Below are 22847 nucleotides of genomic sequence, written 5' to 3'. Positions count from 1 at the left end.
CGCCAACGGTCAGCTCCCTCGATAGGTGGTGTAGCCGTACCGGCTGAGCAGCAGCGGTACGTGGTAAGACCGGTCCGGATCGGACATGTGGAAGGCGACCGTGATCTCCGGAAAGAAGCAGTCGCCGCCGAGGTACGGCTCGACGTAGAAGACCAGCCGGTATCCCCCGGCCTGCCACTCGTGCACCGGGACCGGGTATCGGATCCGGCCGTCGTCGTCGGTCCGTCCCTCGCCGATCGTGCGCCAGCCCCCGGTGTCGCGGCGTTCCAGGCGTACGTGGACGTCGCGGGCCGGATCGCCGCTGACCGTGTCCAGGATGTGCGTCGAGATCTCAGAGGTCATCGAGCACCCGTTCCAGCCGCAACAGGGCGATCCTGCGGAGTTCGCCGGTCACGATCTCGCGTTCGACGGCCGGGTCGTTGCCCAGCCGTTCCCGGGCGGCGGCCAGGATCTCCGCCTGGCCACGGCCGCTCGCGAAGATCAGGAACACGTGGCCGAACCGGTCCTCGTAGTCCCGGTTGGCCGCGACCAGGGCGGCCCTGGTGTCGTCGTCGGCGCTGGACGCGGCGGCCGACTGTTCCGCCCGCGACCAGGCGGCCTCCGCGGAATCGCCGGCGGCACGCTCGCCGATCCGCGGGTGCGCGGACAGCCCCTGCAGCACGTCCGGCCAGGTCAGCGCCCGTCCGGCGGCGTCCGCCGCGGCGAGCAGCGCGGCCCGGTCGGCATACGGCCGCCCGGCGAGGATCGCCTCGCCCCAGGCCGGCGCCGCACAGCAGGCCAGCAGGTCGGCCCTCAGCCGCTCGGCGGGCAACGCGTTGAAGGTCTCCATGGTGTTGATCAGTCAATCAGGCGGATCCGCCCCCGTCAGCGCCTGAGCGAAGAATTAACAAGCGATGCGTGAGACTGGTCGGGTGCTGATCCCCGCCGACGCCCTGCCCGATCTCCCGGTCCGCCCCGTGCTGCCGCAGGTGGTCGCCGTCCTCGACGAGGCGGGCGCCGCGGTGCTGGTGGCCCCGCCCGGAACCGGCAAGACCACACTGGTGCCGCTGGCCCTGGCCGGTCCGGGACGCCGGGTGATCGTCGCCGAGCCGCGCCGGGTCGCGGCCCGGGCCGCCGCCCGCCGGATGGCCGCGCTGCTCGGCGAGAAGGTCGGCGAGCGGGTCGGCTACGCGGTCCGCGGCGACCGGCAGGTCTCCCGGGACACCGTGGTCGAGGTGGTCACCACCGGCCTGCTGGTCCGCCGCCTGCAGCACGACCCGGAACTGGCCGGCGCCGCCACGGTGATCCTCGACGAGTGTCACGAACGGCACCTCGACTCGGACCTCGCGCTGGCGTTCCTGGTCGAGGCCCGGTCCGCGCTGCGCCCCGACCTGCGCCTGCTGGCCACCTCGGCGACCGCCGACTCGGACCGGCTCGCCGCGGTGCTGGACGGCGCACCGGTGCTGACCGCGCACGCCCGGACCTTCCCGGTCGAGGTGTCCTGGTCCCCGCCGCCCGGCCCGGTCGCCCCGCCGCTCGGCCTGCGCGTCGACCCGAGACTGCTCGACCACGTCGCGGCCACCACCCGCCGGGCACTGTCCGAAGGCGACGGTGACGTCCTGGTCTTCCTGCCCGGCGCCCGCGAGATCGAGACGGTCGCGGGACGTCTGCGCGGGGTGGACGCCGACGTGGTCGTCCTGCACGGCCGGCAGTCCGGCGCCGACCAGGACGCCGCGCTGCGGGCCGGTCCGCGCCGCCGGGTGGTGCTGGCCACCGCGGTCGCCGAGAGCAGCCTGACGGTGCCCGGGGTCCGCGCGGTGGTCGACGCCGGACTGAGCCGGGTGCCCCGGACCGATCACTCGCGGGGCCTGGGCACGCTGGTGACGGTCCCGGTCTCCCGGGCCGGCGCCGAACAGCGGGCCGGCCGCGCCGGCCGGGAGGCGCCCGGACGGGTCTACCGCTGCTGGACCGCCGCGGCACACGACCGTCTCCCGGCCCGGCCGGACCCGGAGATCGCCGCCGCCGACCTCACCGGGTTCGCCCTGGACCTGGCGTTGTGGGGGCATCCGGACGGCGCCGGCCTGGCACTGCCCGACCCCCCGCCGGCCGGTGCGCTGCGGGCCGCCACGGCCGTCCTGCACGATCTGGGCGCGATCGGCACCGACGGCCGGGTGACCGCCCGCGGCCGCGCCCTGGCCGGGGTGGGCCTGCATCCGCGTCTGGCCCGGGCGCTGCTCGACGGCGCGGCCGCGGTCGGCGAACGCCGGGCCGCGGAGATCGTCGCGGTGCTCGACGAGGACCGGTCCGCGGGCGGCGACGTGGTCGCCGCCTGGCGGCGCGCCTCCGGCGAGAGTTCCTTCACCGCGGAGGTACGCCGCCTGCGCTCCGCCGTCCGCCGGTCGGAGCAGCCGCGCCCCGCCGGCACCGGCCCGCGGATCCCGGACGACCTGGCCGCCGGCCTCGTGGTCGGGCTCGCGTTCCCGGAACGGGTGGCCCGGGCCCGTCAGGCGGGCGGCCGGTCCTACCTGATGGCCGGCGGAACCGCCGCGGACCTGCCCGACGGCAGCCCACTCACCGGCCTGCCCTGGATCGCCGTGGCCAGTGCCGACCGCACCGCCGGCGCCCGGACCGCACGGATCCGCGCCGCCGCGCCGCTGGACGAGCAGACCGCCCGCGAGGTGGCCGCCGCCCTGCTCGACGACACCACCGAGATCGCCTGGCTCGACGGCGACGTGGTGGCCCGCCGGGTCCGCCGCCTCGGCGCGATCACGCTGTCCACCACCCGGCTCACCGACCCGGATCCGCACCGGGTCGGTGCGGCCCTGCTCACCGGTCTCCGCGAGTCCGGCCTGTCGCTGCTCACCTGGACCCGGACCGCCGAGGAGCTCCGCGCCCGTCTGTCCTTCGCCCACACCGCCCTGGGCGACCCGTGGCCGGACGTGTCCGACGAGGCGCTGCTCGCCACCGCCGAGGAGTGGCTGCCGCTGGAACGGGCCCGCCGCCGCGCCGACCTGGCCAAGGTGGACGTCGCCTCGGCACTACGGCGTCTGCTGCCCTGGTCGGTGGCGGGCCGGCTGGACGAGGTGGCCCCGGAACGCCTGCCCGTCCCGAGCGGCTCCCGGGTCCGCCTGGACTACTCCGACCCGGCGGCGCCGGTGCTGGCGGTCAAGGTGCAGGAGGCCTTCGGCTGGAAGACCGCGCCGCGGCTCGCCGACGGCCGCGTCCCGGTCCTGCTGCACCTGCTCTCCCCGGCGGGGCGCCCGGTGGCGGTCACCGCGGACCTGGCGTCGTTCTGGCAGCAGGGCTACCCCCAGGTACGCGCCGAGATGCGCGGCCGTTATCCGCGGCACCCGTGGCCCGAGGACCCGACCACGGCCGCCCCCACCCGCCGTCTCAACCCACGCGCCCGGTGAGGCCCGGCTCAGAGTCCCAGCCGGTCCACGGCCACCGGCGGGCCGAACAGGTAGCCCTGGCCCAGCGGGCACCCCAGACCGGCCAGCGCCGCCGACCGCTCGTCCGTCTCGATGCCCTCGGCGACCACGTCGATGCCGAGTTCGGCGCAGATCGCCAGGACCGAGCGGCAGAGCGCGCCCGCCCGGTCGTCCGGCTGGTCGCTCACGTCGGTCAGGGTGGAGTCGAGCTTGACGATGTCGACCGGGATCGCGTGCAGCTGGGCGAGCGCGTTGAAGCCGCTGCCGAAGTCGTCGAGCGCGACGCGTACCCCCTGATCACGCAGACGGCCGACGACGGCGGCCGCGGCGGGCAGGTCCGAGATGCGCAGCGTCTCGGTGATCTCCACGACGAGCCGGGAGGCGGGCAGGTCGTGGCGGGACAGCGCGGCCGCCACCGCCTCCTCCAGGCCCTGCTGCCCGAGACGGCCGGCTGACACGTTGACGTGCACCGCGATCGGGCGGCCGAACCGGTCGGCGAGGACGGCGGCGTCGGCGCAGGCCTGGTTCAGCACGAAGTCGTCGATCGCGGCGACCAGGCCGGTGCGCTCGGCCATCGTCACGAAGACGTCCGGGTGCACCTTGCCGGCGACCGGGTCGGTCCAGCGGGCCAGGGCCTCCACCGCGACCGTGGTGTGGTCCCGCAACCGTACGATCGGCTGATAGTGCACCTCGAACCCGGAGGCCGCCGGGCTGCCGCCGGTCAGGGCCCCGGCCAGCAGCTGCGGCAGGTCCGCGTTGGGGCCGGCGTCACGGGGGCCGGTGTAGCGGATCAGGGCGCCCTTGCCGCGGCGTTTCACCGCGTACATCGCGGCGTCGGCCCGGCGCAGCAGGATGTCGGCGGAGAGGCTGTCGCCCGGTTCGGCGGCGACCAGGCCGATGCTGGCGCCGACCCCGACCGCCCGGCCGTCGATGATGTACGGCTCCCGCAGCGCCGTCAGGATCCGCTGTCCGATCGCCTCCGACTCGGCCACCCAGGAGAGACCGGCGGGTTCCGGTTCGGTACGCCGCCGTTCCCGGGCCGGTGCCGAGATCCCGGACATCCGGATCCCGGCGGCCGACAGCACGTACCCCCGCTGCCGGATCACCGACCGCAGACGCCCGGGTGGACGGCTCGGCGCCGGCGGCGGTTCGGCGCCGTGGTCGAGCATCACCGCGAACTCGTCGCCGCCCAGCCGGGCCACCAGGTCCTGGGACCGGACACAGGCCCGCATCCGCTCGCCGACCGCGTGCAGCACCCGGTCACCCATGGCGTGCCCGAACGTGTCGTTGATCAGCTTGAAGTCGTCCAGGTCGGCGAAGAGCACCGCGACCGGGGCGCCGTGCTGCTCGTGCGCGTCCAGGGCGAGCACGAGGCGTTCCCGGAAGAGCGCCCGGTTGGCCAGGCCGGTGAGCGGATCGTGGTACGCCTGATGGTGCAGCCGCCGCTGGGTCTCCGCGACCCGGCCGAGCAGCGCCATGTTGTCCACGATCGTCAGCATCTGCCGGGTGACCACCAGGGCCAGGCCCAGCCATCCCAGGTACGCCTGGAACGCCGTCAGCGGGTGCCCGGTGAGGGTCCGCGCCACCAGTACCACCCCGGCCACCACCACCGGCCCGTACGGCAGGAGCAGGTGGAACCAGTCCTGGGCGATCAGCGGGGCCGGTGGGCGGGGCAGACCGACCCGGGCCGGGCTGAGCGCCGCCAGGGCGAGGAAGACCGGGCCGAGCAGGTGCCCGGCGTTCTCCAGCCAGGACGGCCCGGACCCGAGCAGCCGGATGGTGTCGCCGCAGGTGAAGGCGAGCAGCGCCATCCCGGCCAGTCGCAGCGGGCGCCGCCCGGCGGGGGTGTCCGGCCGGGTGGTGAGCAGCAGCACGACCATGGTGAGCAGCACCAGGTCGGCGACCGGGTACGCCAGCATCGCGGTCCGGGCCAGGTCGGCGGGAAGGCCGGCCGGGGCCACCGACCAGATCAGCGCCAGCAGTGACGCCGCGATCAGCACACTGTCGAGCACCAGCGCGATCTGGTCGCGCCGGGCGGAGGTGGGCATCGGCCGGGGCCGGGTCCGAGTGGCGCCGAGCAGTCCGAGCAGCATGCACACGGGCAGCACGAGGAAACCCACGTCGCCGACCGCCTCGGGGGCGGCCGGGGCGGCGCCGGTCAGGTCACGCAGCACCCACCAGAGGCGGGTCAGCGACCACACCAGCAGGCCGCCAGCGGCGAGCAGCCGCCAGCGCCGTGGGATGCCGGCGCGGCGGCGGCCGGCCGTCAGGCAGATGCCCGCGGCGGCCAGGCCGGCGATCAGTTGGGTCGTGTCCGGGTACAGCCGTGGCGGTCCGGGGACCATTTCGCCGAGAGCGACCACTCCCAGGGCGAGCGCCAGCGTGCCGATCAGTCGCGCCGTCGTCATCACCACCAAGTCCGGGCCGCGCTCGGGAGTGCGGCAGCCGAGACAAAATACCGGGTCAGTCCCGGGTGGTCACGTCGGCGACGATCACGGTGACGTTGTCGGGCCCGCCACCGCGCAGCGCGAGGTCGATCAGGCGCTCCGCGCAGGACTTCGGGTCCGGCACGGTCTGCAGTTCCTGTTCGATCACCGCGTCGCTGACCACGCCGGTCAGACCGTCGCTGCAGAGCAGCCACCGGTCACCGGGCTGGGGTTCGACGATCACGTACGCCGGGCTGACGGGCTCCCCCTGCAACACCCGGGTGACGACGGCCCGGCGTGGATGCCCGGCCGCCTCCTCGGGTTTGATGAGGCCCTGGTCGACCAGCATCTGGACGTACGTGTCGTCCTTGGTCAGCTGGTTGAGCCGGTCCTCACGCAGGAGGTAGGCACGGGAATCGCCGACGTGAGCCATCGCGGCCCGCTCGCCGTTGAAGAGAACCGCGGTCAGCGTGGTGCCCATCCCCTGGAGCGACGGGTCGGCGAGAACCTGCTCGGCGATCCGTTGGTTCGCTACTTCCAGTGCGCGGTGCAGGGAGTCCATCTGCTGGTCGGTGTCGATCACGGCGTCGAGCGAGACCATGGCTTCGACGGCGAGACGGCTGGCGAGGTCGCCGGCGGCCATCCCACCCATGCCGTCGCAGACGACGAGGAGGTTGTCACCAGCGTAGTGACAGTCCTCGTTGTTGCTCCGGACGTGTCCTTGGTCGGTGACGGCCGCCCACCGGAGGTGCAAGGTCATGGCGTGCAGCCTGCCAGGTCGATGCCAAGCTGTCTGCACGTGGTGGGCGGCATGTCGCACATGTCGTCGTTCAAAATACACTCAGCTGGGATCCAGCGGTCGTCCGAGGCACCTCGGATCGACTTCCGTCACCTTGCGTGTCGGTGCGATCCACTGGAGTGCGGAGGTCTCGACGGCCCAGCCGCGGACCGCGATTCCACTCTCGGGAGATCGGGCGGAATCAGGGCAGAGCGTCTTGGATCGGACCTCCCCGTTCGGGATGAAGATCACTTCGCCGTCGGCCGTCAGCATCGTCGTCGAGGTGTCGTCGACGGTGAGCAACTGCCCCCGGACGACATTCACCTCCCCGGTCGCCGCGATCGTCTCGACCGCACTGTCCGCGAGAACGGGCGTCCGCAGAAAGACGACACCGACCACGAACGGCATCGCGAACGCGGCCGCGATCGCCGGCCACTGGGTGGCGATCCGGGCCCAGTTCTCCGGAAGCGGACCGGTCAGCACCGGACCGAACAGCGGCGGCCCGGCCAGCAACAGCACGGTCACCCAGTTGCCGGCCCGGACGGCGGCGACCAGACCGGGCCACACGAAGATCCAGACCAGGATTCCGGTGAGCACCGGCACGCCCAGTGTGATCCATCGCATCAGCCAGGGCCCCGCCTCGACACCCTGCACCGCGGTCAGCCCCAGGATCGCCACGATCAGCATCATCAGCAGCGGGAGCAGTTGCAGCTGCCAGGAGAACGCGGCGATCACCGCGGCCATCCCGACCACCCAACCGGGCATCCGCAGCGCCGCCACGGCCAGGAACGACGAGGCGGCCCGGCCCGGCGCGCTCACCAGCAGCAGACCGCCGAGCACCCGGATCACCAGGATCGCCGCCGGGATGATCCAGCTCAGCGTGATGAACAGCGCACCGAGCATGCCCAGCGGGTTGATGTACTGCACGAGCAGCAGCATGGTCGGCAGATCCTGACGACTGAGGTACCACAGCCGCAGAATCAACATCAACAGCGGGAAGCCCGGGAGCACGGCGAGCAGCCAGTTCAGCTCGGCCCGGAAACTCGGCCGCGACGCGATCGACCGCTCCTTGAACACCGGGAACTCGTTCATCCTAGGGGGTCCTCCCAGGGCAGGCGGCTCACGTCCGGCCGCTCGGCGCGGGGCTGCGTCCGGACCGCGATCGGCGCCTGATCGGGCACCCCGGTCTCCACCTGGAGGTTCCTCTCGAAGGCCTCCTCCCAGCGGTTGTCCCGCGGATCGGCCCAGGACCGGTACAGGGTGAGGTCGACGAGGGTCTTCAGCGCCGGGTTCTCCCCGACGTTGACGCCCCAGCGCTCGGTCGGGTCCAGGCCCAGATCCCAGTGGGCGTACTTCTCGGGGAACTTGAACTTGTAACCGGCCAGGATCGCCGCGTCGGTGCTCACCGCGTCGACCCGCCGCGCGTTCAGCTCGGTGACGCACTCGCTGATCCGGTTCTTGCGGGTCACGATCGCCCCGGCGTTCTCCAGGGCGGTCAGGCTGGTCGCGGTGGAGAGCGTGCAGACCTCACGGCCGGCCATGTCCTCGAACGAGGAGAGCCGCTCGTGCGGGTTCAGGGTCAGCGCGGACTGCTCGGTGTACAGGTAGGACTGGGAGAACGTGACACCGGCCATCGCCTCGCGCTCGCCGGTGATGCTGTAGCTCGCGATCACCATCTGCACCGGGACCCGCTCGCCGGTCACCGCGTCGGTGGCCTGCATGCGGGCGCGGTCTTCGCTCTCCATGCCGTAGAAGCGCACGTCCTGCCGGCGGAAACCGAGATCCTCCGCGATCATGTACGCGATGTCGATGTCGAACCCGGACCAGATCCCGGTGGATTCGTCGTAGAACGCGGTGCCGTACTGGTCGTCCTTGACACCGACGGCGAGCTGCTTCCAGGTGTCCACACCGGACTCGGCGCGCAGCTCGTCGACCGTGGGAGGCCCGCCGGCCAGCAGCCGGACCAGGGTGACCAGCAGCACCAGCACCAGCAGCAACCCCAGTCCGGCGAGGCGCCAGACCCGGAACTGCTGGCCGCTGTTGCTGATCCGCCGATGCTCGATCTCGGAGACGATCTCCTCGATCACTTCCTGCTCGGCGATGGTCTGCGAGACGATCTCCTCGACGGTGGCCGGTTCGTCCGGGACCACCGGCCGGCCGCGCAGCCGGTTCACCTCGTTGGTGACCTGCCGGATCCAGTCCCGGTCACCGGTCCACTGTCGCGGCCAGCGCACACCCCGCGGTGGTGGTACGGACTCCTCGTTGGTGTCGTCCATGGCGCCATGCTCCCTCCCCCGGAGAGGCCATGGTGTCCCACCGATGTCACGGAACGGCGTCCGGCGTACCCGGAGGGACACGTGGCCCGCACCGCACCCAGCGCCCGAGGGCCAGCCGGAGCCCGCGGCGCAGCCCGTGCCGCTCGATCGCGGCCAGGGCGTAGGCGCTGCAGGTGGGCGTGTAACGGCAGCGGGTGGGCAGCCGCGGCGAGATCCGCCGGTAGCCGCGGATCGCCGCGGTCACGGCCCGCTGGGTGCGGTGTGGGGTCACATGGTCAGCGTACGGAGACGACGGCCGCACTCTCCGCCGGAAGCACCAGACGGTCCCGTTCGACGATCACGCCCGGGGACGTGGCCAGCAGGACCGCCCGCGGCACCGATCGCAGGCTCACCGTCTGGGTGGTCGCGGCCAGGTTCGCCGCCACCACGCACGGCCCGCGGCGGACCACCAGGTGCTGGTCGCCGTGCCACACCTCGACCTGGTGCAGCCACGGGTCGGCGAGTCCGGGCGTCTCGCGCCGCAGCCGGATCAGCCGTTTGTAGAGATCCAGGATCTCGCTGTGGCCCGGTTTCTCCCGCTCGGACCAGTCGAGCTTGGACCGCTCGAAGGTGGCCGGGTCCTGCGGGTCGGGCACCTCCGCCTCGGCCCAGCCGTGCCGGGCGAACTCGCGCCGCCGGCCGTTGCGGACCGCGTCGGCCAGGTCCGGCTCGGGGTGCGAGGTGAAGTACTGCCAGGGGCTGGAGGCGGCCCACTCCTCCCCCATGAACAGCATCGGGGTGAACGGCGAGGTGAGCAGCAGGGTCGCGCCGACCCGCAGCAGCCCCGGCGACAGGGTGGCGGTGAGCCGGTCACCGATCGCCCGGTTGCCGATCTGGTCGTGGTTCTGCAGGAACGTCACGAACCGGTGGCCGGGAACGCGTTGCCGGTCCACCGGACGGCCGTGCCGGCGCTCCCGGAAGCTGGACCAGGTGCCGGCGTGGAAGAAGGCGCCTTCCAGGACGGTCCGCAGGCAGTCCAGCGACCCGAAGTCGCCGTAGTAGCCCTGGCGTTCCCCGGTGAGCAGGGTGTGCAGGGCGTGGTGCACGTCGTCGTCCCACTGGGCGTGCAGGCCGAGGCCGCCGCCCTCCCGCGGGGTGATCATCTTGGGGTCGTTGAGGTCGGACTCGGCGACCAGCGAGAGCGGCCGGCGCAGCCGGGTGGAGAGCGACTCCACCTCGACGGCCATCTGTTCGAGCAGGTGCACCGCGCCCTCGTCGTGCAGCGCGTGCACGGCGTCCAGCCGCAGGCCGTCGAAGTGGTAGTCGCGCAGCCACATCAGCACGTTGTCGATGATGTACCGGCGGACCTCGTCGGAGCCGGGGCCGTTGAGGTTGACCGAGGCGCCCCAGCTGTTCGAGGCGCCGGTGTACGGCGCGAACATCGGCGCGTACGCCCCGCTGGGCCCGAAGTGGTTGTAGACCACGTCGAGCAGCACGCCGAGGCCCTTGGCGTGGGCCGCGTCGACGAACCGTTTCAGCGCGTCCGGACCGCCGTACGACTCCTGCGGCGCATACCAGCAGACCCCGTCGTAGCCCCAGTTGTACGTGCCGTTGAAGGCGTTGACCGGCAGCAGCTCGACCATGTCGACGCCGAGGTCGACCAGGTGGTCCAGCCGCTCGATCGCGGCGTCGAAGGTCCCCTCCGGGGTGAACGTGCCGACGTGCAGCTCGTAGAGGATCGCGCCGGGCAGCTGCCGGCCGGTCCAGCCCTGGTCGGTCCAGTCGAAGGCGGCGTGGTCGTAGACCCGGCTGAGCCCGTGCACGCCGTCCGGCTGCCACATCGACCGCGGGTCGGGCAGCGGCTGGTCGCGGTCGGGGAGCAGGAAGCCGTAGTCGGTGCCGGGCTCGGCCGGGACGTCGGCGTGCCACCAGCCGTGCTCGGCCGGCTCCATCTCGTGGTCGACGTCGCCGACCCGCAGCGTGACCGGTTTCTCCGGTGCCCAGACTTCGAAGACAGTCATTCTTTCACCAGGAGAGCGACGGGATAGGTGTGCAGGAGCTCGGCCACCGGAAGACGGGTGCCGCCGTAACCGACACCGGTGAACACTTCCGTCCAACTGTTGCCGTCGAGTGACAGTGCCGTGTCGTGCCAGCCGCCGTGCCGTGACAATCCGACCGGCAGCCGGGTGGCGACCGCCACCACGCCGCCGCGGTCGAAGGCGAGCACGTGCTCACCGACCCGGCCCTCGGCGAAGATCGGCCGGTATCCGGTGAACAGCTCCGGGCGTTGCCGGCGCAGTCGCAGCACCCGGCTGGTGACCAGCAGCTTGGCCGCGCCGGTGTCGTCCACCGGCGGCAGCCAGCCGTCGTCGATGCGGCCGAGCAGCTCCCGCCGCTCGGTGAAGTCCACCGGCCGGCGGTTGTCCGGGTCGACGAGCGAGTGGTCCCAGAGCTCGGTTCCCTGGTAGACGTCCGGGATGCCGGGCATGGTGAGCTGGATCAGCTTCTGGCCGAGCGAGTTCGACCGGCCGGGCGGCGTGATCGACCCGGCGAAGTCGGCGATCTCCCGGTGCAGGGCCGGGTCGTCGTAGATCCTGTCGACCATCGCCTTCAGCGCCGACTCGAAACCCTCGTCGGGACGGACCCAGGTGGTCCCGGTTCCGGCCTCGCGGGCGGCCTTCACCGCGTACGCGAGAAGCCTCTCCCGGGAGATCGGCCAGGCACCGACCGCGACCTGCCAGATCAGATGGGCCAGCGCCGGATCGGGCAGCGGAGCGGCCCGGACCCACCGGCGCACCACCTCGGTCCAGTCGCCGGGCACCTCGGCGAGCACCGCCAGCCGGGCCCGGACGTCCTCGCCGCGCTTGGTGTCGTGGGTGGCGAGCGAGGTCATCGAGTGCGGCCAGGACCGCAGGCGGTTCTCCGCGGCCTCGTGGAACTGGTCGGGGGTCAGCCCGAAGTCGCACGGGTCGTTGCCGACCTCGTTGCGGGCGGCGAACCGGGTCCAGCGGTAGAACGCGGTGTCCTCCACGCCCTTGGCCATCACCGCGCCGGTGAACTGCTGGAAGCGGGCGGCGAGTTCGTCGCCCGGGTTGCGCAGCCGGGCGGTGAGCTGGTCCAGCACGCCGATCAGCTGCGGGTTGCGCCGGCCGGCCTCGGAGCGGGCCTTCGCCAGGTACCGGCCGCCCTCCGGCAGGTAGGAGCGGTAGACCGGGAAGCAGGCGGCCAGCTCGGCGAGCGCCTTCGGCGCCGCCTCGATCTCCGGCACCAGGCGGGCGAGACGGGCGAGTTCCGCGGCGAGGGTACGCGTCGCGATCGCCGACTTGGTCTGGTGCACCAGGTCCTGCCAGGACGTCGTGCCGCCGGTCAGGTGGTGATCGAGGGTGTCGAAGAACGCCTCGGTGCTTCCGTCCACGAAGACGCCGCAGACCTCGGCCATCGCGTCGTATCCGGTGGTTCCGGCGACCGGCCAGTCGGGGAGCGTCTCCCCCGGTTCGAGGATCTTCTCGACCACCAGCCAGGCGTCCGGGGCGGCCTCGTGCAGCCGCCGCAGATAGTCGCCGGGGTCGCGCAGGCCGTCCGGGTGGTCGACGCGGATGCCCTGGATCAGGCCCTCGCGGTACCAGCGGAGGATCTCGGCGTGTGTGGCGTCGAAGACGGCCGGGTCCTCGACCCGCAGGCCGGCCAGGTCGACGATGCCGAAGAACCGCCGGTAGTTGAGCTCGCTGTCGCCGCGGGTCCAGTTGACCAGCTCGTAGTGCTGCCGGTCGTGGACCTCGCGGGCGGTGCCGTCGCCGGTGCCGTCGGCGATCGGGAACCGCTTGTCGTAGTAGCGGAGCTCGCCGTCCTCGATCCTCAGGTGGTCGAGCGCGTCCGGGTCGTCGGCGAGGACCGGGATGAGGATCCGGCCACGTGACCAGTCGATATCGTAAAAATTGGAGAATTCGGATTTGCGGCCGTGGCGAAGGACGTCCCACCACGTGGGGTTGGCGGCCGGAACCGCCACCCCGGCATGGTTGGGCACGATGTCGACCACCAGGCCCAGATCAGCCGCCTTCAGGGCCTGACTGAGCTTCGTGAGCCCCTCGGCGCCGCCCAGCGCCGGATTGACCTGGGAGTGGTCCACCACGTCGTACCCGTGCTCGGAGCCGGGCGTCGCGACGAGCAGGGGCGCGGTGTAGAGGTGGCTCGCTCCGAGGTCGGCCAGGTACTCGGCGAGCTCGGCGGTGGCCTTCAGCGGGAAGTCGGGACGGACCTGGACTCGATAGGTACTGCTGGGGTGGTGCATCAAACCGTCCTGTCCAGCACGATGAGGGAGCGGTCCGGCACCCAGATCGTGTGGCCGGCCTCCACGACCGACGGACGATCCGGGGACGGGTCGGCGGTTTCGATCACTGTCTCCCACTTCTCCCCGTACTCCGCGGGAGGCGTGGCGAACTCGAGCGGCGCGTCGTGCGCGTTGAAGAAGAGCAGGAACGAGCTGTCCACGTGCCGCTGGCCGTACTGACCGCGTTCCCTGATGCCCTCACCGTTGACGAAGAGGGCGACCGCCCGGCCGAAGTCGTTGCCCCAGTCCTCGCCGGCCATCTGCCGCCCGTCCGGGGTGAACCAGGCCAGGTCCGGCAGCGGGTCACCGCCGCCGCGCGCGGTCACCGGCAGGCCGGTGAAGAACCGCCGGCGCTGGAACACCTGGTGCCGGTGGCGGAAGGCGGTCAGCTTGCGGGCGAAGTCGAGCAGGCGCTCGTCGGCGTTCTCCCAGTCGATCCAACTGATCTCGTCGTCCTGGCAGTACGCGTTGTTGTTGCCCTGCTGGGTGCGGCCCAGCTCGTCGCCGTGCGAGATCATCGGCACGCCCTGGCTGAGCATCAGCGTGGCCAGGAAGTTGCGCCGCTGCCGGGCCCGCAGTTCGAGCACCCCGGCGTCCTCGGTCGGCCCCTCGATGCCGCAGTTCCAGGACCGGTTGTGGCTCTCGCCGTCCCGGTTCTCCTCGCCGTTGGCGTCGTTGTGCTTGTCGTTGTACGACACCAGGTCGTTGAGCGTGAACCCGTCGTGCGCCGTCACGAAGTTGATCGAGTGGAACGGCTTGCGGCCGTCGTCCTGGTAGAGGTCGGCCGACCCGGTGATCCGGGACGCGAACTCCGCCAGGGTGGCCGGCTCGCCGCGCCAGAAGTCGCGGACCGTGTCGCGGTATTTTCCGTTCCACTCGGTCCAGTTCGGCGGGAAGTTGCCCACCTGGTAACCGCCGGGGCCGACGTCCCACGGCTCGGCGATCAGCTTGACCTGGCCGACCACCGGGTCCTGCTGGACCACCTCGAAGAACGTGGAGAGCCGGTCGACGTCGTAGAACTCGCGGGCCAGGGTGGACGCCAGGTCGAAGCGGAAGCCGTCGACGTGCATCTCGGTCACCCAGTACCGCAGCGAGTCCATGATCAGCTGCAGGCTCTGCGGGCTGCGGACGTTGAGGCTGTTGCCGGTGCCGGTGTAGTCCATGTAGAACTGCGGCTGGTCGTCGACGAGCCGGTAGTACGTCCGGTTGTCGATGCCCTTGAGCGACAGCGTCGGTCCCAGGTGGTTGCCCTCGGCCGTGTGGTTGTAGACCACGTCGAGGATGACCTCCATGCCGGCCGCGTGCAGGGCCTTGACCATCCCGCGGAACTCCTGGGTCTGCTGTCCCAGCGAGCCCATCGCCGAATACCCGTGGTACGGCGCGAAGAAGCCCAGCGTGTTGTAGCCCCAGTAGTTGCGCAGGCCCAGGTCGTGCAGCCGGTTGTCGTGCACGAACTGGTGCACCGGCATCAGCTCGACAGCGGTCACACCCAGGCTCTTCAGGTGCTCGATGGTCGCCGGGTGGCCGATCGCGGAGTACGTCCCGCGCATGTCCTTCGGGATCTCCGGGTGCCGCTGGGTCAGCCCCTTGACGTGCGTCTCGTAGATCACCGAGTGGTGGTACGGGATGTCCGGACGGCGGTCGTTCCCCCAGTCGAAGTACGGGTTCACCACCACGCCCTTGGCCATGTAGGGCGCCGAGTCCAGATCCGACATCTGATCCGGGTTGGCGAAGTCGTACGCGTACAGCGAAGGATGCCAGTCGATGTCCGCGTCGATCGCCCGGGCGTACGGGTCGAGCAGCAGCTTGTGCGGGTTGCAGCGCAGCCCGCGGTGCGGCTCGTAGGGACCGTAGACGCGATATCCGTACCGCTGGCCCGGCTCCACTCCCGGAAGGTAAGCGTGCCAGACGAACGCGTCCTGCTCGTGCAGCTGGACCTTGCGTTCGTTGCCGGAGGGGTCGAAGAGACAGAGCTCCACCGCCTCGGCCACCTCGGAGAAGATCGCGAAGTTAGTGCCCGTCCCGTCGTACGTGGCCCCCAACGGGTACCGGTGACCAGGCCAGACCTGCATGTCGTGCTCCTACCCCTCAGCCGTCGCTGTGCGCACGCGGCGGGTGAGGCTTTGCCCATCCGGTGGATCGGCAAACCCGGCGTGCCGCGTCTGCGGCCATTCTCTCGGAATTGACTGATAACGTCGGCCCGACTGTCCGGTTAGCCGCCGATATCTCCCCGTCCGGGGGTTTGGCGCGCTCGATATCGAGCATTGAGGCATCGTGGTGCCATGTGATCACTTCAGCTTCGGTCCGCAGGTCTGCGGATCTCTCGACGCCACCGGCGGGGCCGGGCGGGAGTGGCTGGTCACCGACGGTCTGGGCGGGTTCGCCACGGGCACGGCCGGCGGCCTGCGCACCCGTCGACAACACACGCTCCTGACCGTTTCTGATCAGCTGGCGCTGACCGCGCTCGACCTGACTGTGACACTCGCCTCGGGCACCCGGATCCCGCTCTACAGTCACCAGTGGGCCTCCGGCACCGTCGATCCGTGCGGGCACCACCTCCTCGAGTCGTTCACGCTGGACGGCGGCCTGCCGCGCTGGCGCTGGCGGATCGGCGACGTGGTCGTCGAGCGGGAACTGGCGCTGCACCACGGACACCCGTCACTCGCCGTGGTGCACCGGGTGGTCAGCGCACCCGCACCCGTCGGACTGTCGGTCGCGGTGATGCTCGACCGGCCCGCCGAGGCCACCCCCGTCGCCGGCGGCACCGTCCTCGGCGGCGTGTGCCGGCTCCTCGGACCGGGCTGGCAGACGGCCGGGGTGGCGCACCTGAGCGCGTACACCCGCGAGGACGCCGCCGGCGCCGACCTCTGGCTGGCCGGGTCCTTCACCCGCCAGGTCGCGGCCGGCGACACGCTGGAGATCTCCGCCTGGTCCGGCCTCCTCGGTCAACGGCCGCCGGCCGCGTCGGTGGTCACCGCCGCGGAGCGCGAGCGCGCTCATCGTCTGATCACGACCGCCAAATCCGAGGGGTACGCGGCGCAGCTCACGATCGCCGCAGACCGGTTCGTCGTCTGCACCCCGGAGGGCCCCGGCGTCCTCCCCGGCTACCCGTGGGACGACGGATCCCGGCACGAGGTGCTGCCCGCGTACGAGGGCCTGTTCCTGGCGACCGGCCGCGCCGACGAGGGCCGGGAGCTGCTGATCGCCGCGGCGGCCGCGCCGGACGACCCGCTGTGGCTGGTGCACGCGGTCGACCGGCACGTGACCCGGACCGGCGACACCGACCTGGCGGCCCGCCTGGTCGCACCCCTCGGCCGGCACCTGCGACAGCTCCTGGACGGCTCCGGACCGGTCACCCTGGACCCGGCAGACGGCCTGCTCCGGCACGACCCACCGGCCGGCGGGCTCCTCCCGGCCCGGGTCGGCAAACCGGTCGAGCTCAACGCGCTGTGGGTGAACGCGCTGGCCGCCATGGCCGACCTGCTCACCGAGGCCGGACGCGACGACCGCGAACCCCGCGGACTGCACGCCCGGGCCCGTACCGCGTTCCTGGCCCGCTTCCCGGCCCCCGAAGGCTGGCTGTACGACGTGGTCGAAGGTCCCGCCACGACCTACCCGCTCGGGGCCGGCGCCCACCACGACGACCCGTCGCTGCGGCCGCACCAACTGCTCGCCTGGTCGCTGCCGCACGCCCCGATGCGCGGACAGCCCGGCCACCGGCTGCGCGGCCCCGGCGAGGCCCTGCTCACCCCGCTCGGGCTGCGTACCCTGGCGCCCACCGAGTACGGCTACCAGAGCGGGCACCCCGAGCAGGGCGCGGTCCGGCCGTGGTGGATCGGCCCGTACGCGGACGCCTGCGCCGCCACCGGCCACCCGGTCGAGGGTCTCCTCACCGGTTTGCGTGCGCACCTGGCCGAATCCGGTGTCGGATCGGTGGGTGAGGCCGCGGACGGCGAACCGCCGCACCGGGCCACCGGCCGCCCGTTCTCCGCGCTCGCGGTCGCCGAGATGCTGCGGACCGAACGAGGCCACGGGTGATGACCAGAATTCTCATGCTGTCCTGGGAGTACCCGCCGCTGCTGGTCGGCGGCCTCGGACGGCACGTGCACGCACTGTCCGCGGCGCTGGCCGCCGCCGGCCACGACGTCACCGTGGTCACCCGGCACGCGCCCGGCGCCCCGCTCGAGGAGTACACCGAGGGCGTCCGGGTGATCCGCGCGCCGGACGACCCACCGGTGTTCACCGTCGCCGGCGGCGACATGCTGCCCTGGGCGCTGTCCTTCCAGCACACGCTCACCCGGGCCGCGCTGCGGGCCGCCCGCACCGGCCGGTACGACGTGGTGCACGCGCACGACTGGCTGGTCGCCCACACCGCGGTCACCCTGCGCGACCACCTGGACGTGCCGCTGGTCGCCACGGTGCACGCCACCGAGTCCGGCCGGCACCAGGGCTGGCTGCCGCACCCGCACAACCGCACGATCGACGACATCGAACGGTGGCTCACCACCGAGGCGGTCCGGGTGATCGTCTGTTCGGAGTACATGCGCACCGAGGCCGGGAGGCTCTTCGGAGCGGCCCCGGACCGGGTGGACGTGGTCGCCAACGGGGTCGACACGCTGCGCTGGCGGGCCCGGCCCCGGGCGGTCGCCGCCGCCCGGGAACGGTACGCCGGGGACGGCCCACTGATCAGTTTCGCCGGCCGCCTGGTCTACGAGAAGGGCGTCCAGCTGCTCCTGGCGGCACTCCCGGCCCTCACCGGGCGGTTCCCCGGCCTCCGCGTGGTGATCGCGGGCGACGGCCCGTACCGGAAGGAGCTCGAAGATCTCGCCGACGCGCGGGTGACCTTCAGCGGGTTTCTCAGCGGCCACGAGCTGACCGCGCTGATGGGCGCCTCGGACTGCTACGTGGTGCCGAGCATCTACGAGCCGTTCGGGATGGTCGCGCTGGAGGCCGCGGCGGCCGGCACGCCGGTGGCGGTGGCCGACACCGGCGGCCTCGCGGCGATCGTCGAGCACGGGGTGACCGGCGTGAAGTTCACCCCCGGCGACCCGGACGCGCTGGCCGCGGCGGTCGGTGCCGTGCTGGCCGACCGCGGGTACGCCCGCGCCCTGGCCCAGCACGCCCTGCGGCGGGTGCGGGACGCCTTCACCTGGCCGTCGATCGCCGCCGCCACCGCCGCCGTGTACGCCACGACCCTGTCCGACGACGCCGGCCGGGTCGCCCGCGAGGCCGAACACGTCCTCACGCACGTCCCGGCGACCCGCTCCGCCACACTCTGATCAGCCGATCCGGAGGCCGCCTCCTCAGCCGATCTGGTGGTCCTCGAAACACCAGCGCCACGCCTCACCCGGTTCGAACGAGCGCATCACCGGGTGGCGCTCCGCGGCGAAGTGCGCGGACATGTGCTGCCGTGGCGACGAGTCGCAGCAGGCCACCAGGCCGCAGCTCAGGCACAGCCGCAGGTGCACCCAGTCGTCGAAACCGGCGGCCACGCAGGGCGGGCAGCCACCCTCGTAGGCGCTCAGCGGCGCGTGGTCGGTCGCCTCTTTGAGATGCTGACAGCTCAATCGTCACTCCGTTGCAGCTGGGATTCTTCGAGGTCCAGTTCACGTTGAGCCCGGACCAGCACCTCCTCCGGGATCCGCCCCTCATTACGGGCGATCTTGAAGACGTGCCGTTCGGCTCTGATCATCTCGCGGCGCAACCGGCCGTACGCCGCCGACGGGGTTTCCCGCTCCTGGCTGCCCAGACGTTCCCAGGCGTTGTTGGAACGGCTCTCCACCAGACCGCGCAGCCGGTCGACGACCGAGGGTGGGGCGCCGTCCGCGTGCTCCTCCAGGGCCTTCACCGCGGCCTGACCGGCGGCGTGCTGCACCCCGGCCTCGGCCAGCGCGTCCTCGGCACTGGTGTCCTCGCGGACCTTCAGCCGGCGGGCCAGCCCCGGCAGCGTGGTGCCCTGCACCAGCAGGGTCAGCACGATGATCGCGAAGGCGACGAAGACGAACAGCTCCCGCGGGTAGTCCGGCACCCCGTCCACCCCCGGCTCCGGCAGGGTCTGCGCGGCCGCCAGGGTCACCACACCGCGCATGCCCGCCCAGGCGATCACGGTCGGCACCGCGGCCGGTGGGCGCTGCTCGCGGTTACGGATCCGCGGGATGAGCCGGGCCAGGTAGGTCGCCGGGTACATCCAGGCGAACCGGACCACCACCAGGACCAGGAACACCAGTCCGGTGACCAGCACGGTGGTGCCCATCGGCGTCTCGATCTCGGCGACCACCGTCCGCAGCTGCAGGCCGACCAGCAGGAAGACGACACCCTCCAGCAGGAAGATGACCAGTCGCCAGAACGCGTCGGTCTGCAGCCGGGAGGTGGCCGAGAGCAGGTACGGGATCCGGTGCCCGAGGTAGAGCCCGGCGATCACCACGGCCACCACGCTGGACGTGTGCAGCTCCTCCGCGACGATCACCACCACGAACGGGGTGAGCAGCGACACCGCGTCGTCGAGCAGCGGATCCTCGATCCTGCGGTGCAGCCACGCCGCGGCGACCGCGAACACCAGGCCGATCAGCAGACCGCCGCCCGCCTTGAGCGCCACCTCCTGGCCGATCTCGGCGAACCCGACCGTCGCGCCGCCCAGCGCACCGGCCGCCACCCGGACCATGACCAGCGCGGTCGCGTCGTTGAGCAGGCTCTCGCCCTCGAGGATGGTGACCACCCGTCGCGGCAGGCCGACCCGGCGGGCGATGGCGGTCGCGGAGACCGCGTCCGGCGGGGCGACGATCGCCCCCAGCGCCACACACGCGGCCAGCGGCACGTCCGGCAGCAGCAGGTGTACGAGATACCCGACGATCACCGCGGTCAGCGTGACGAGACCCACCGCGAGCAGCAGGATGGGACGCAACGCGAGGCGGAACGCGGGCACCGACGTCTGCAGGGCCGCCACGTACAGCAGCGGCGGCAGGATCCCGATCAGCACCAGCTCCGGTTCCAGGTGGGCTTCCGGGAACCCCGGCACGTACGACAACCCCAGACCCGCGACGAGCAGCACCAACGGGGCCACGAAGCCGAGTCGCCGGGCCAGTGCGGCGCCGACGACCGAGATCGCCACGAGGACGACCGTGTCGATGATGCTCTCCATGCCGGAGAGCTTAGATACTCCCCCCGCTGGTCACGCAGTGGTGGATATGACTCCCGAGCGGGCCACGGTGTGGGCGTAGACACCATCGAGCCCGGTACGCGTGCGGACCACGTCCACCGAGAACTGGTACGGCGTGTCCGGCTGCAGTCCGGTCAGCGTGGCGCTCGTCTCACCGCAGCCCACCGGCGTGGAGGTGACCCAGCCCACCTCGGCCTGCTCGCCGGCGACCAGGTCCTGGCTGATCGCGGTCAGGCGGTACTCCACGATGTCGCTGCCGCCCTGGTTGTACCAGGTCACGACGGCACTGGTCCGGGACGGCACCACGGTCAGCCCGTTGATGCCGTTGCCGACCGCGGGCACCGGCGGACAGGTCACCGAGGTGGACGACCCGCTCGACGCCCGCGACGACGGCAGGGTCGGCAGCAGCAGCGACGGGTCCGCCACGAGCGCACCGGCCTTCGTCGACGGGGACGCGACCACCCTGCCCTGCTGCAGCCGGATCCAGTTGCCGCCGGGACGCGGCGTCGGGCTGGTCTCCGGCTGCGAGGTCCCGGAATCGCAGGCGGCGACCAGCATCACCGGTACGGCGGCAGCCGCCAGCACCGCGACGGCAGCCCGCCTGCGAAATCCCCGCATACCAGGAAGATCGGACTTCCCGGCATATTACTGAGGCGGCCCCGGCCGGTAGTGCTCGCGGGCCCGGCGGGACAGATCCTTGGTGGCCGCCGAATTGGCCCAGGTGCCGAGGATCACGCCGGCGCCCGGCACCACCTTGGCGAACATCCGCTTCGCGGCGCGGACCCCGGCCATCTGCGCCAGCTTGACGCCGAGCTTGAGAAGCACACCGCCGAGCGGACGACTCCCGGAACCGGTGAAGATGCGACTGGCGCGTTCCCGGCCGGCCGCCACACCCAGCGCGATCCGGGCCGACTCGGCGACCTTGTGCACCCGCTGCAGCACCAGCAGGTCGGTGGCCCGCTCCTGCGCGGTGGGATCGACGCCGTACGCCGCCGCGACGTGCAGCACCAGCCGCGCCTGGGTCCAGGCCAGCACGCCGACGTCGAGCACCGCACCGGGCAGGCCGGCCACACCCGAGACCGCGCCGGACACCCGGGCCAGCGTGAGGAAATGTTTGACCGCCTGGTCGGCGAGCTCGTCCGGGCTCGCATCCGGCTGCTCGTCACGCATCCGGTCGTGCCAGCGGGACGCCTCCGGGCCGAGACGGCGGACCGCCTCCAGCGCCAGATGCTCGGGCGCGTACTGCGGATCGGCTCGCATCCGGGCCCACAGGGAACCCGGTGGCGTCGCGGTGTCGGCGGCGGACGAGTCGAGAGGTGCGGAGGCTTGGCTCATAGATCACTCCGTGGGGGCCGAAGGAAGTGGATCTGCCCTCATTGTGGCGGATGCGCGCACGTCCATCGACACGCTCGGTGGTCGCCGTCACAGAGTCGGATTCCCGGCACATGCCCGGGTGACCGTCGGCGTGCTCCGGTGCGTACGCGATGATTTCGAACATGCCCGCGCCGTACCCGGAATGAACCGGGCCGCCGGGCTGTTGGCAGGAGGACCCGCGTCAGCGGGTCTGTGAGAGGGAGGTCCGCAGCGTGCTCGACCCACACGGGCTCTATGAGGTCACCGGTGACCTGCCGGACCTGGACGGCCCGGTGCTCATCCAGGCGCTCACCGGGTTCGTCGACGCCGGCAGCGCCGTCCAGCTCGCCCAGGATCACCTCCTGGAACATCTGGAGAGCGAGGTCGTCGTCACCTTCGACCTGGACCAGATGCTCGACTACCGTTCCCGGCGCCCCCCGATGATCTTCGTGTCCGACCGGTTCGAGAGCTACGAGGAGCCGGTCCTCGCCCTGCACCTGGTGCGCGACCAGCTGGGCACCCCGTTCCTGCTGCTCACCGGCCCCGAACCGGACCTGCAGTGGGAACGTTTCATCGCCGCGATCACCGCGTTGATCGAACGTCTCGGGGTCCGCCTGACCGTCGGACTCAACGCCATCCCGATGGCCGTGCCGCACACCCGCCCGGTCGGCGTCACCGCGCACGCCACCGACAAGGGCCTGCTCGGCGAACACGAGTCCTGGCTGCAACGGGTGCAGGTGCCGGCCAGCGTGGGCAACCTGCTGGAGTTCCGGCTCGGCAACTCCGGCCACGACGCGATCGGTTTCGCCGCGCACGTGCCGCACTACCTCGCCCAGACCGGCTACCCGCAGGCCGCCGAGCTGCTGCTCGACTCGGTCTCCAAGAACACCGGCCTGGCCCTGCCCACCGGCGGCCTGCGCGACTCGGCCAAGCTGGTCCGCGAAGAGGTCGACAAGCAGATCGCCGACGACGAGCAGGCCGGCCGCCTGGTCACCTCACTCGAGGCGCAGTACGACGCGTTCATCCGCGGCCGGCAGGGCAACCTGCTCGCCGACACCGACGCGCCGCTGCCGACCGCCGAGGAGCTCGGCGCGGAACTCGAGCGGTTCCTCGCCGAACAGTCCCGCGACGAATAGGTGTCA

Annotated in this window: 18 protein-coding genes; 4 read left to right on the top strand and 14 right to left on the bottom strand. The window is 72.1% G+C overall.

Translation table 11 applies throughout. From position 1 onward, the window contains the following. Positions 1–9: 9 nt before the first annotated feature. Both uraH and uraD read right to left on the bottom strand, forming a co-directional pair. Positions 10–342, bottom strand: coding sequence for a hydroxyisourate hydrolase (uraH, locus tag QSK32_RS32105; protein WP_045742080.1), 333 nt, complete (start codon positions 340–342; stop codon positions 10–12). After that, complete coding sequence (gene uraD / locus QSK32_RS32100; RefSeq protein WP_045742079.1) at positions 332–829, bottom strand: 2-oxo-4-hydroxy-4-carboxy-5-ureidoimidazoline decarboxylase; 498 nt, start codon at positions 827–829, stop codon at positions 332–334. Before uraD ends, uraH begins: the two co-directional genes overlap by 11 nt. 88 nt (positions 830–917) lie before the next feature. Between uraD and hrpB the strand changes: the two genes are divergently transcribed. Beyond that, the gene (gene hrpB, locus QSK32_RS32095) at positions 918–3392 is read left to right on the top strand and encodes an ATP-dependent helicase HrpB (RefSeq protein ID WP_285474023.1); all 2475 of its coding nucleotides are present in this window, start codon (positions 918–920) and stop codon (positions 3390–3392) included. Positions 3393–3400: 8 nt separating this feature from the next. Here hrpB and QSK32_RS32090 read toward each other — a convergent pair whose 3' ends face one another. From QSK32_RS32090 to glgX, 8 genes are all read right to left on the bottom strand, one after another. Then, positions 3401–5818, bottom strand: coding sequence for a putative bifunctional diguanylate cyclase/phosphodiesterase (locus tag QSK32_RS32090; RefSeq protein ID WP_045742126.1), 2418 nt, complete (start codon positions 5816–5818; stop codon positions 3401–3403). 55 nt (positions 5819–5873) lie between these two features. Beyond that, on the bottom strand, positions 5874–6596 hold the full coding sequence (locus QSK32_RS32085) for a PP2C family protein-serine/threonine phosphatase (RefSeq protein ID WP_045742078.1): 723 nt from the start codon (positions 6594–6596) through the stop codon (positions 5874–5876). Between the two features lie 81 nt (positions 6597–6677). After that, entirely contained in the window at positions 6678–7706 is a 1029-nt protein-coding gene (locus QSK32_RS32080; RefSeq protein ID WP_045742077.1) for a hypothetical protein, read from the bottom strand. Beyond that, positions 7703–8890, bottom strand: coding sequence for a transporter substrate-binding domain-containing protein (locus QSK32_RS32075; protein ID WP_052720400.1), 1188 nt, complete (start codon positions 8888–8890; stop codon positions 7703–7705). The genes QSK32_RS32080 and QSK32_RS32075 overlap by 4 nt, the downstream gene beginning before the upstream one ends. A 46-nt stretch (positions 8891–8936) precedes the next feature. Then, positions 8937–9161 (bottom strand): membrane protein insertion efficiency factor YidD, encoded by a 225-nt coding sequence (gene yidD / locus QSK32_RS32070; RefSeq protein WP_045742076.1) that lies wholly within the window; start codon positions 9159–9161, stop codon positions 8937–8939. 4 nt (positions 9162–9165) lie between these two features. Then, on the bottom strand, positions 9166–10890 hold the full coding sequence (gene treZ / locus QSK32_RS32065; RefSeq protein WP_045742075.1) for a malto-oligosyltrehalose trehalohydrolase: 1725 nt from the start codon (positions 10888–10890) through the stop codon (positions 9166–9168). Continuing rightward, complete coding sequence (gene treY / locus QSK32_RS32060) at positions 10887–13157, bottom strand: malto-oligosyltrehalose synthase (RefSeq protein ID WP_285473972.1); 2271 nt, start codon at positions 13155–13157, stop codon at positions 10887–10889. The genes treZ and treY overlap by 4 nt, the downstream gene beginning before the upstream one ends. Then, positions 13157–15268 (bottom strand): glycogen debranching protein GlgX, encoded by a 2112-nt coding sequence (gene glgX, locus QSK32_RS32055; RefSeq protein ID WP_045742073.1) that lies wholly within the window; start codon positions 15266–15268, stop codon positions 13157–13159. The genes treY and glgX overlap by 1 nt, the downstream gene beginning before the upstream one ends. Positions 15269–15470: 202 nt before the next feature. Between glgX and QSK32_RS32050 the strand changes: the two genes are divergently transcribed. Both QSK32_RS32050 and QSK32_RS32045 read left to right on the top strand, forming a co-directional pair. Then, complete coding sequence (locus QSK32_RS32050) at positions 15471–17234, top strand: glycogen debranching enzyme N-terminal domain-containing protein (protein WP_285473971.1); 1764 nt, start codon at positions 15471–15473, stop codon at positions 17232–17234. Further along, the gene (locus tag QSK32_RS32045; protein WP_285473970.1) at positions 17234–18475 is read left to right on the top strand and encodes a glycosyltransferase family 4 protein; all 1242 of its coding nucleotides are present in this window, start codon (positions 17234–17236) and stop codon (positions 18473–18475) included. The genes QSK32_RS32050 and QSK32_RS32045 overlap by 1 nt, the downstream gene beginning before the upstream one ends. 24 nt (positions 18476–18499) lie before the next feature. On the opposite strand, the gene QSK32_RS32040 is transcribed toward QSK32_RS32045, so the two are convergent. From QSK32_RS32040 to QSK32_RS32025, 4 genes are read right to left on the bottom strand one after another with little or no spacing between them, the layout of a single operon-like run. Further along, complete coding sequence (locus tag QSK32_RS32040; RefSeq protein ID WP_045742071.1) at positions 18500–18763, bottom strand: UBP-type zinc finger domain-containing protein; 264 nt, start codon at positions 18761–18763, stop codon at positions 18500–18502. Beyond that, complete coding sequence (locus tag QSK32_RS32035; RefSeq protein ID WP_045742070.1) at positions 18760–20334, bottom strand: Na+/H+ antiporter; 1575 nt, start codon at positions 20332–20334, stop codon at positions 18760–18762. The genes QSK32_RS32040 and QSK32_RS32035 overlap by 4 nt, the downstream gene beginning before the upstream one ends. A 30-nt stretch (positions 20335–20364) precedes the next feature. Next, positions 20365–20970 (bottom strand): fibronectin type III domain-containing protein, encoded by a 606-nt coding sequence (locus QSK32_RS32030; protein WP_285473969.1) that lies wholly within the window; start codon positions 20968–20970, stop codon positions 20365–20367. A gap of 27 nt (positions 20971–20997) precedes the next feature. Further along, the gene (locus QSK32_RS32025; RefSeq protein WP_045742068.1) at positions 20998–21687 is read right to left on the bottom strand and encodes an EcsC family protein; all 690 of its coding nucleotides are present in this window, start codon (positions 21685–21687) and stop codon (positions 20998–21000) included. A gap of 251 nt (positions 21688–21938) precedes the next feature. Between QSK32_RS32025 and QSK32_RS32020 the strand changes: the two genes are divergently transcribed. Then, the gene (locus QSK32_RS32020) at positions 21939–22841 is read left to right on the top strand and encodes a proteasome assembly chaperone family protein (protein ID WP_045742067.1); all 903 of its coding nucleotides are present in this window, start codon (positions 21939–21941) and stop codon (positions 22839–22841) included. The last annotated feature ends 6 nt before the right edge of the window (positions 22842–22847 follow it).

This window comes from Actinoplanes sp. NBRC 101535, assembly GCF_030269225.1.
Taxonomy (GTDB): domain Bacteria; phylum Actinomycetota; class Actinomycetes; order Mycobacteriales; family Micromonosporaceae; genus Actinoplanes; species Actinoplanes rectilineatus.
This window is presented reverse-complemented; position numbering and strand designations above follow the sequence as displayed.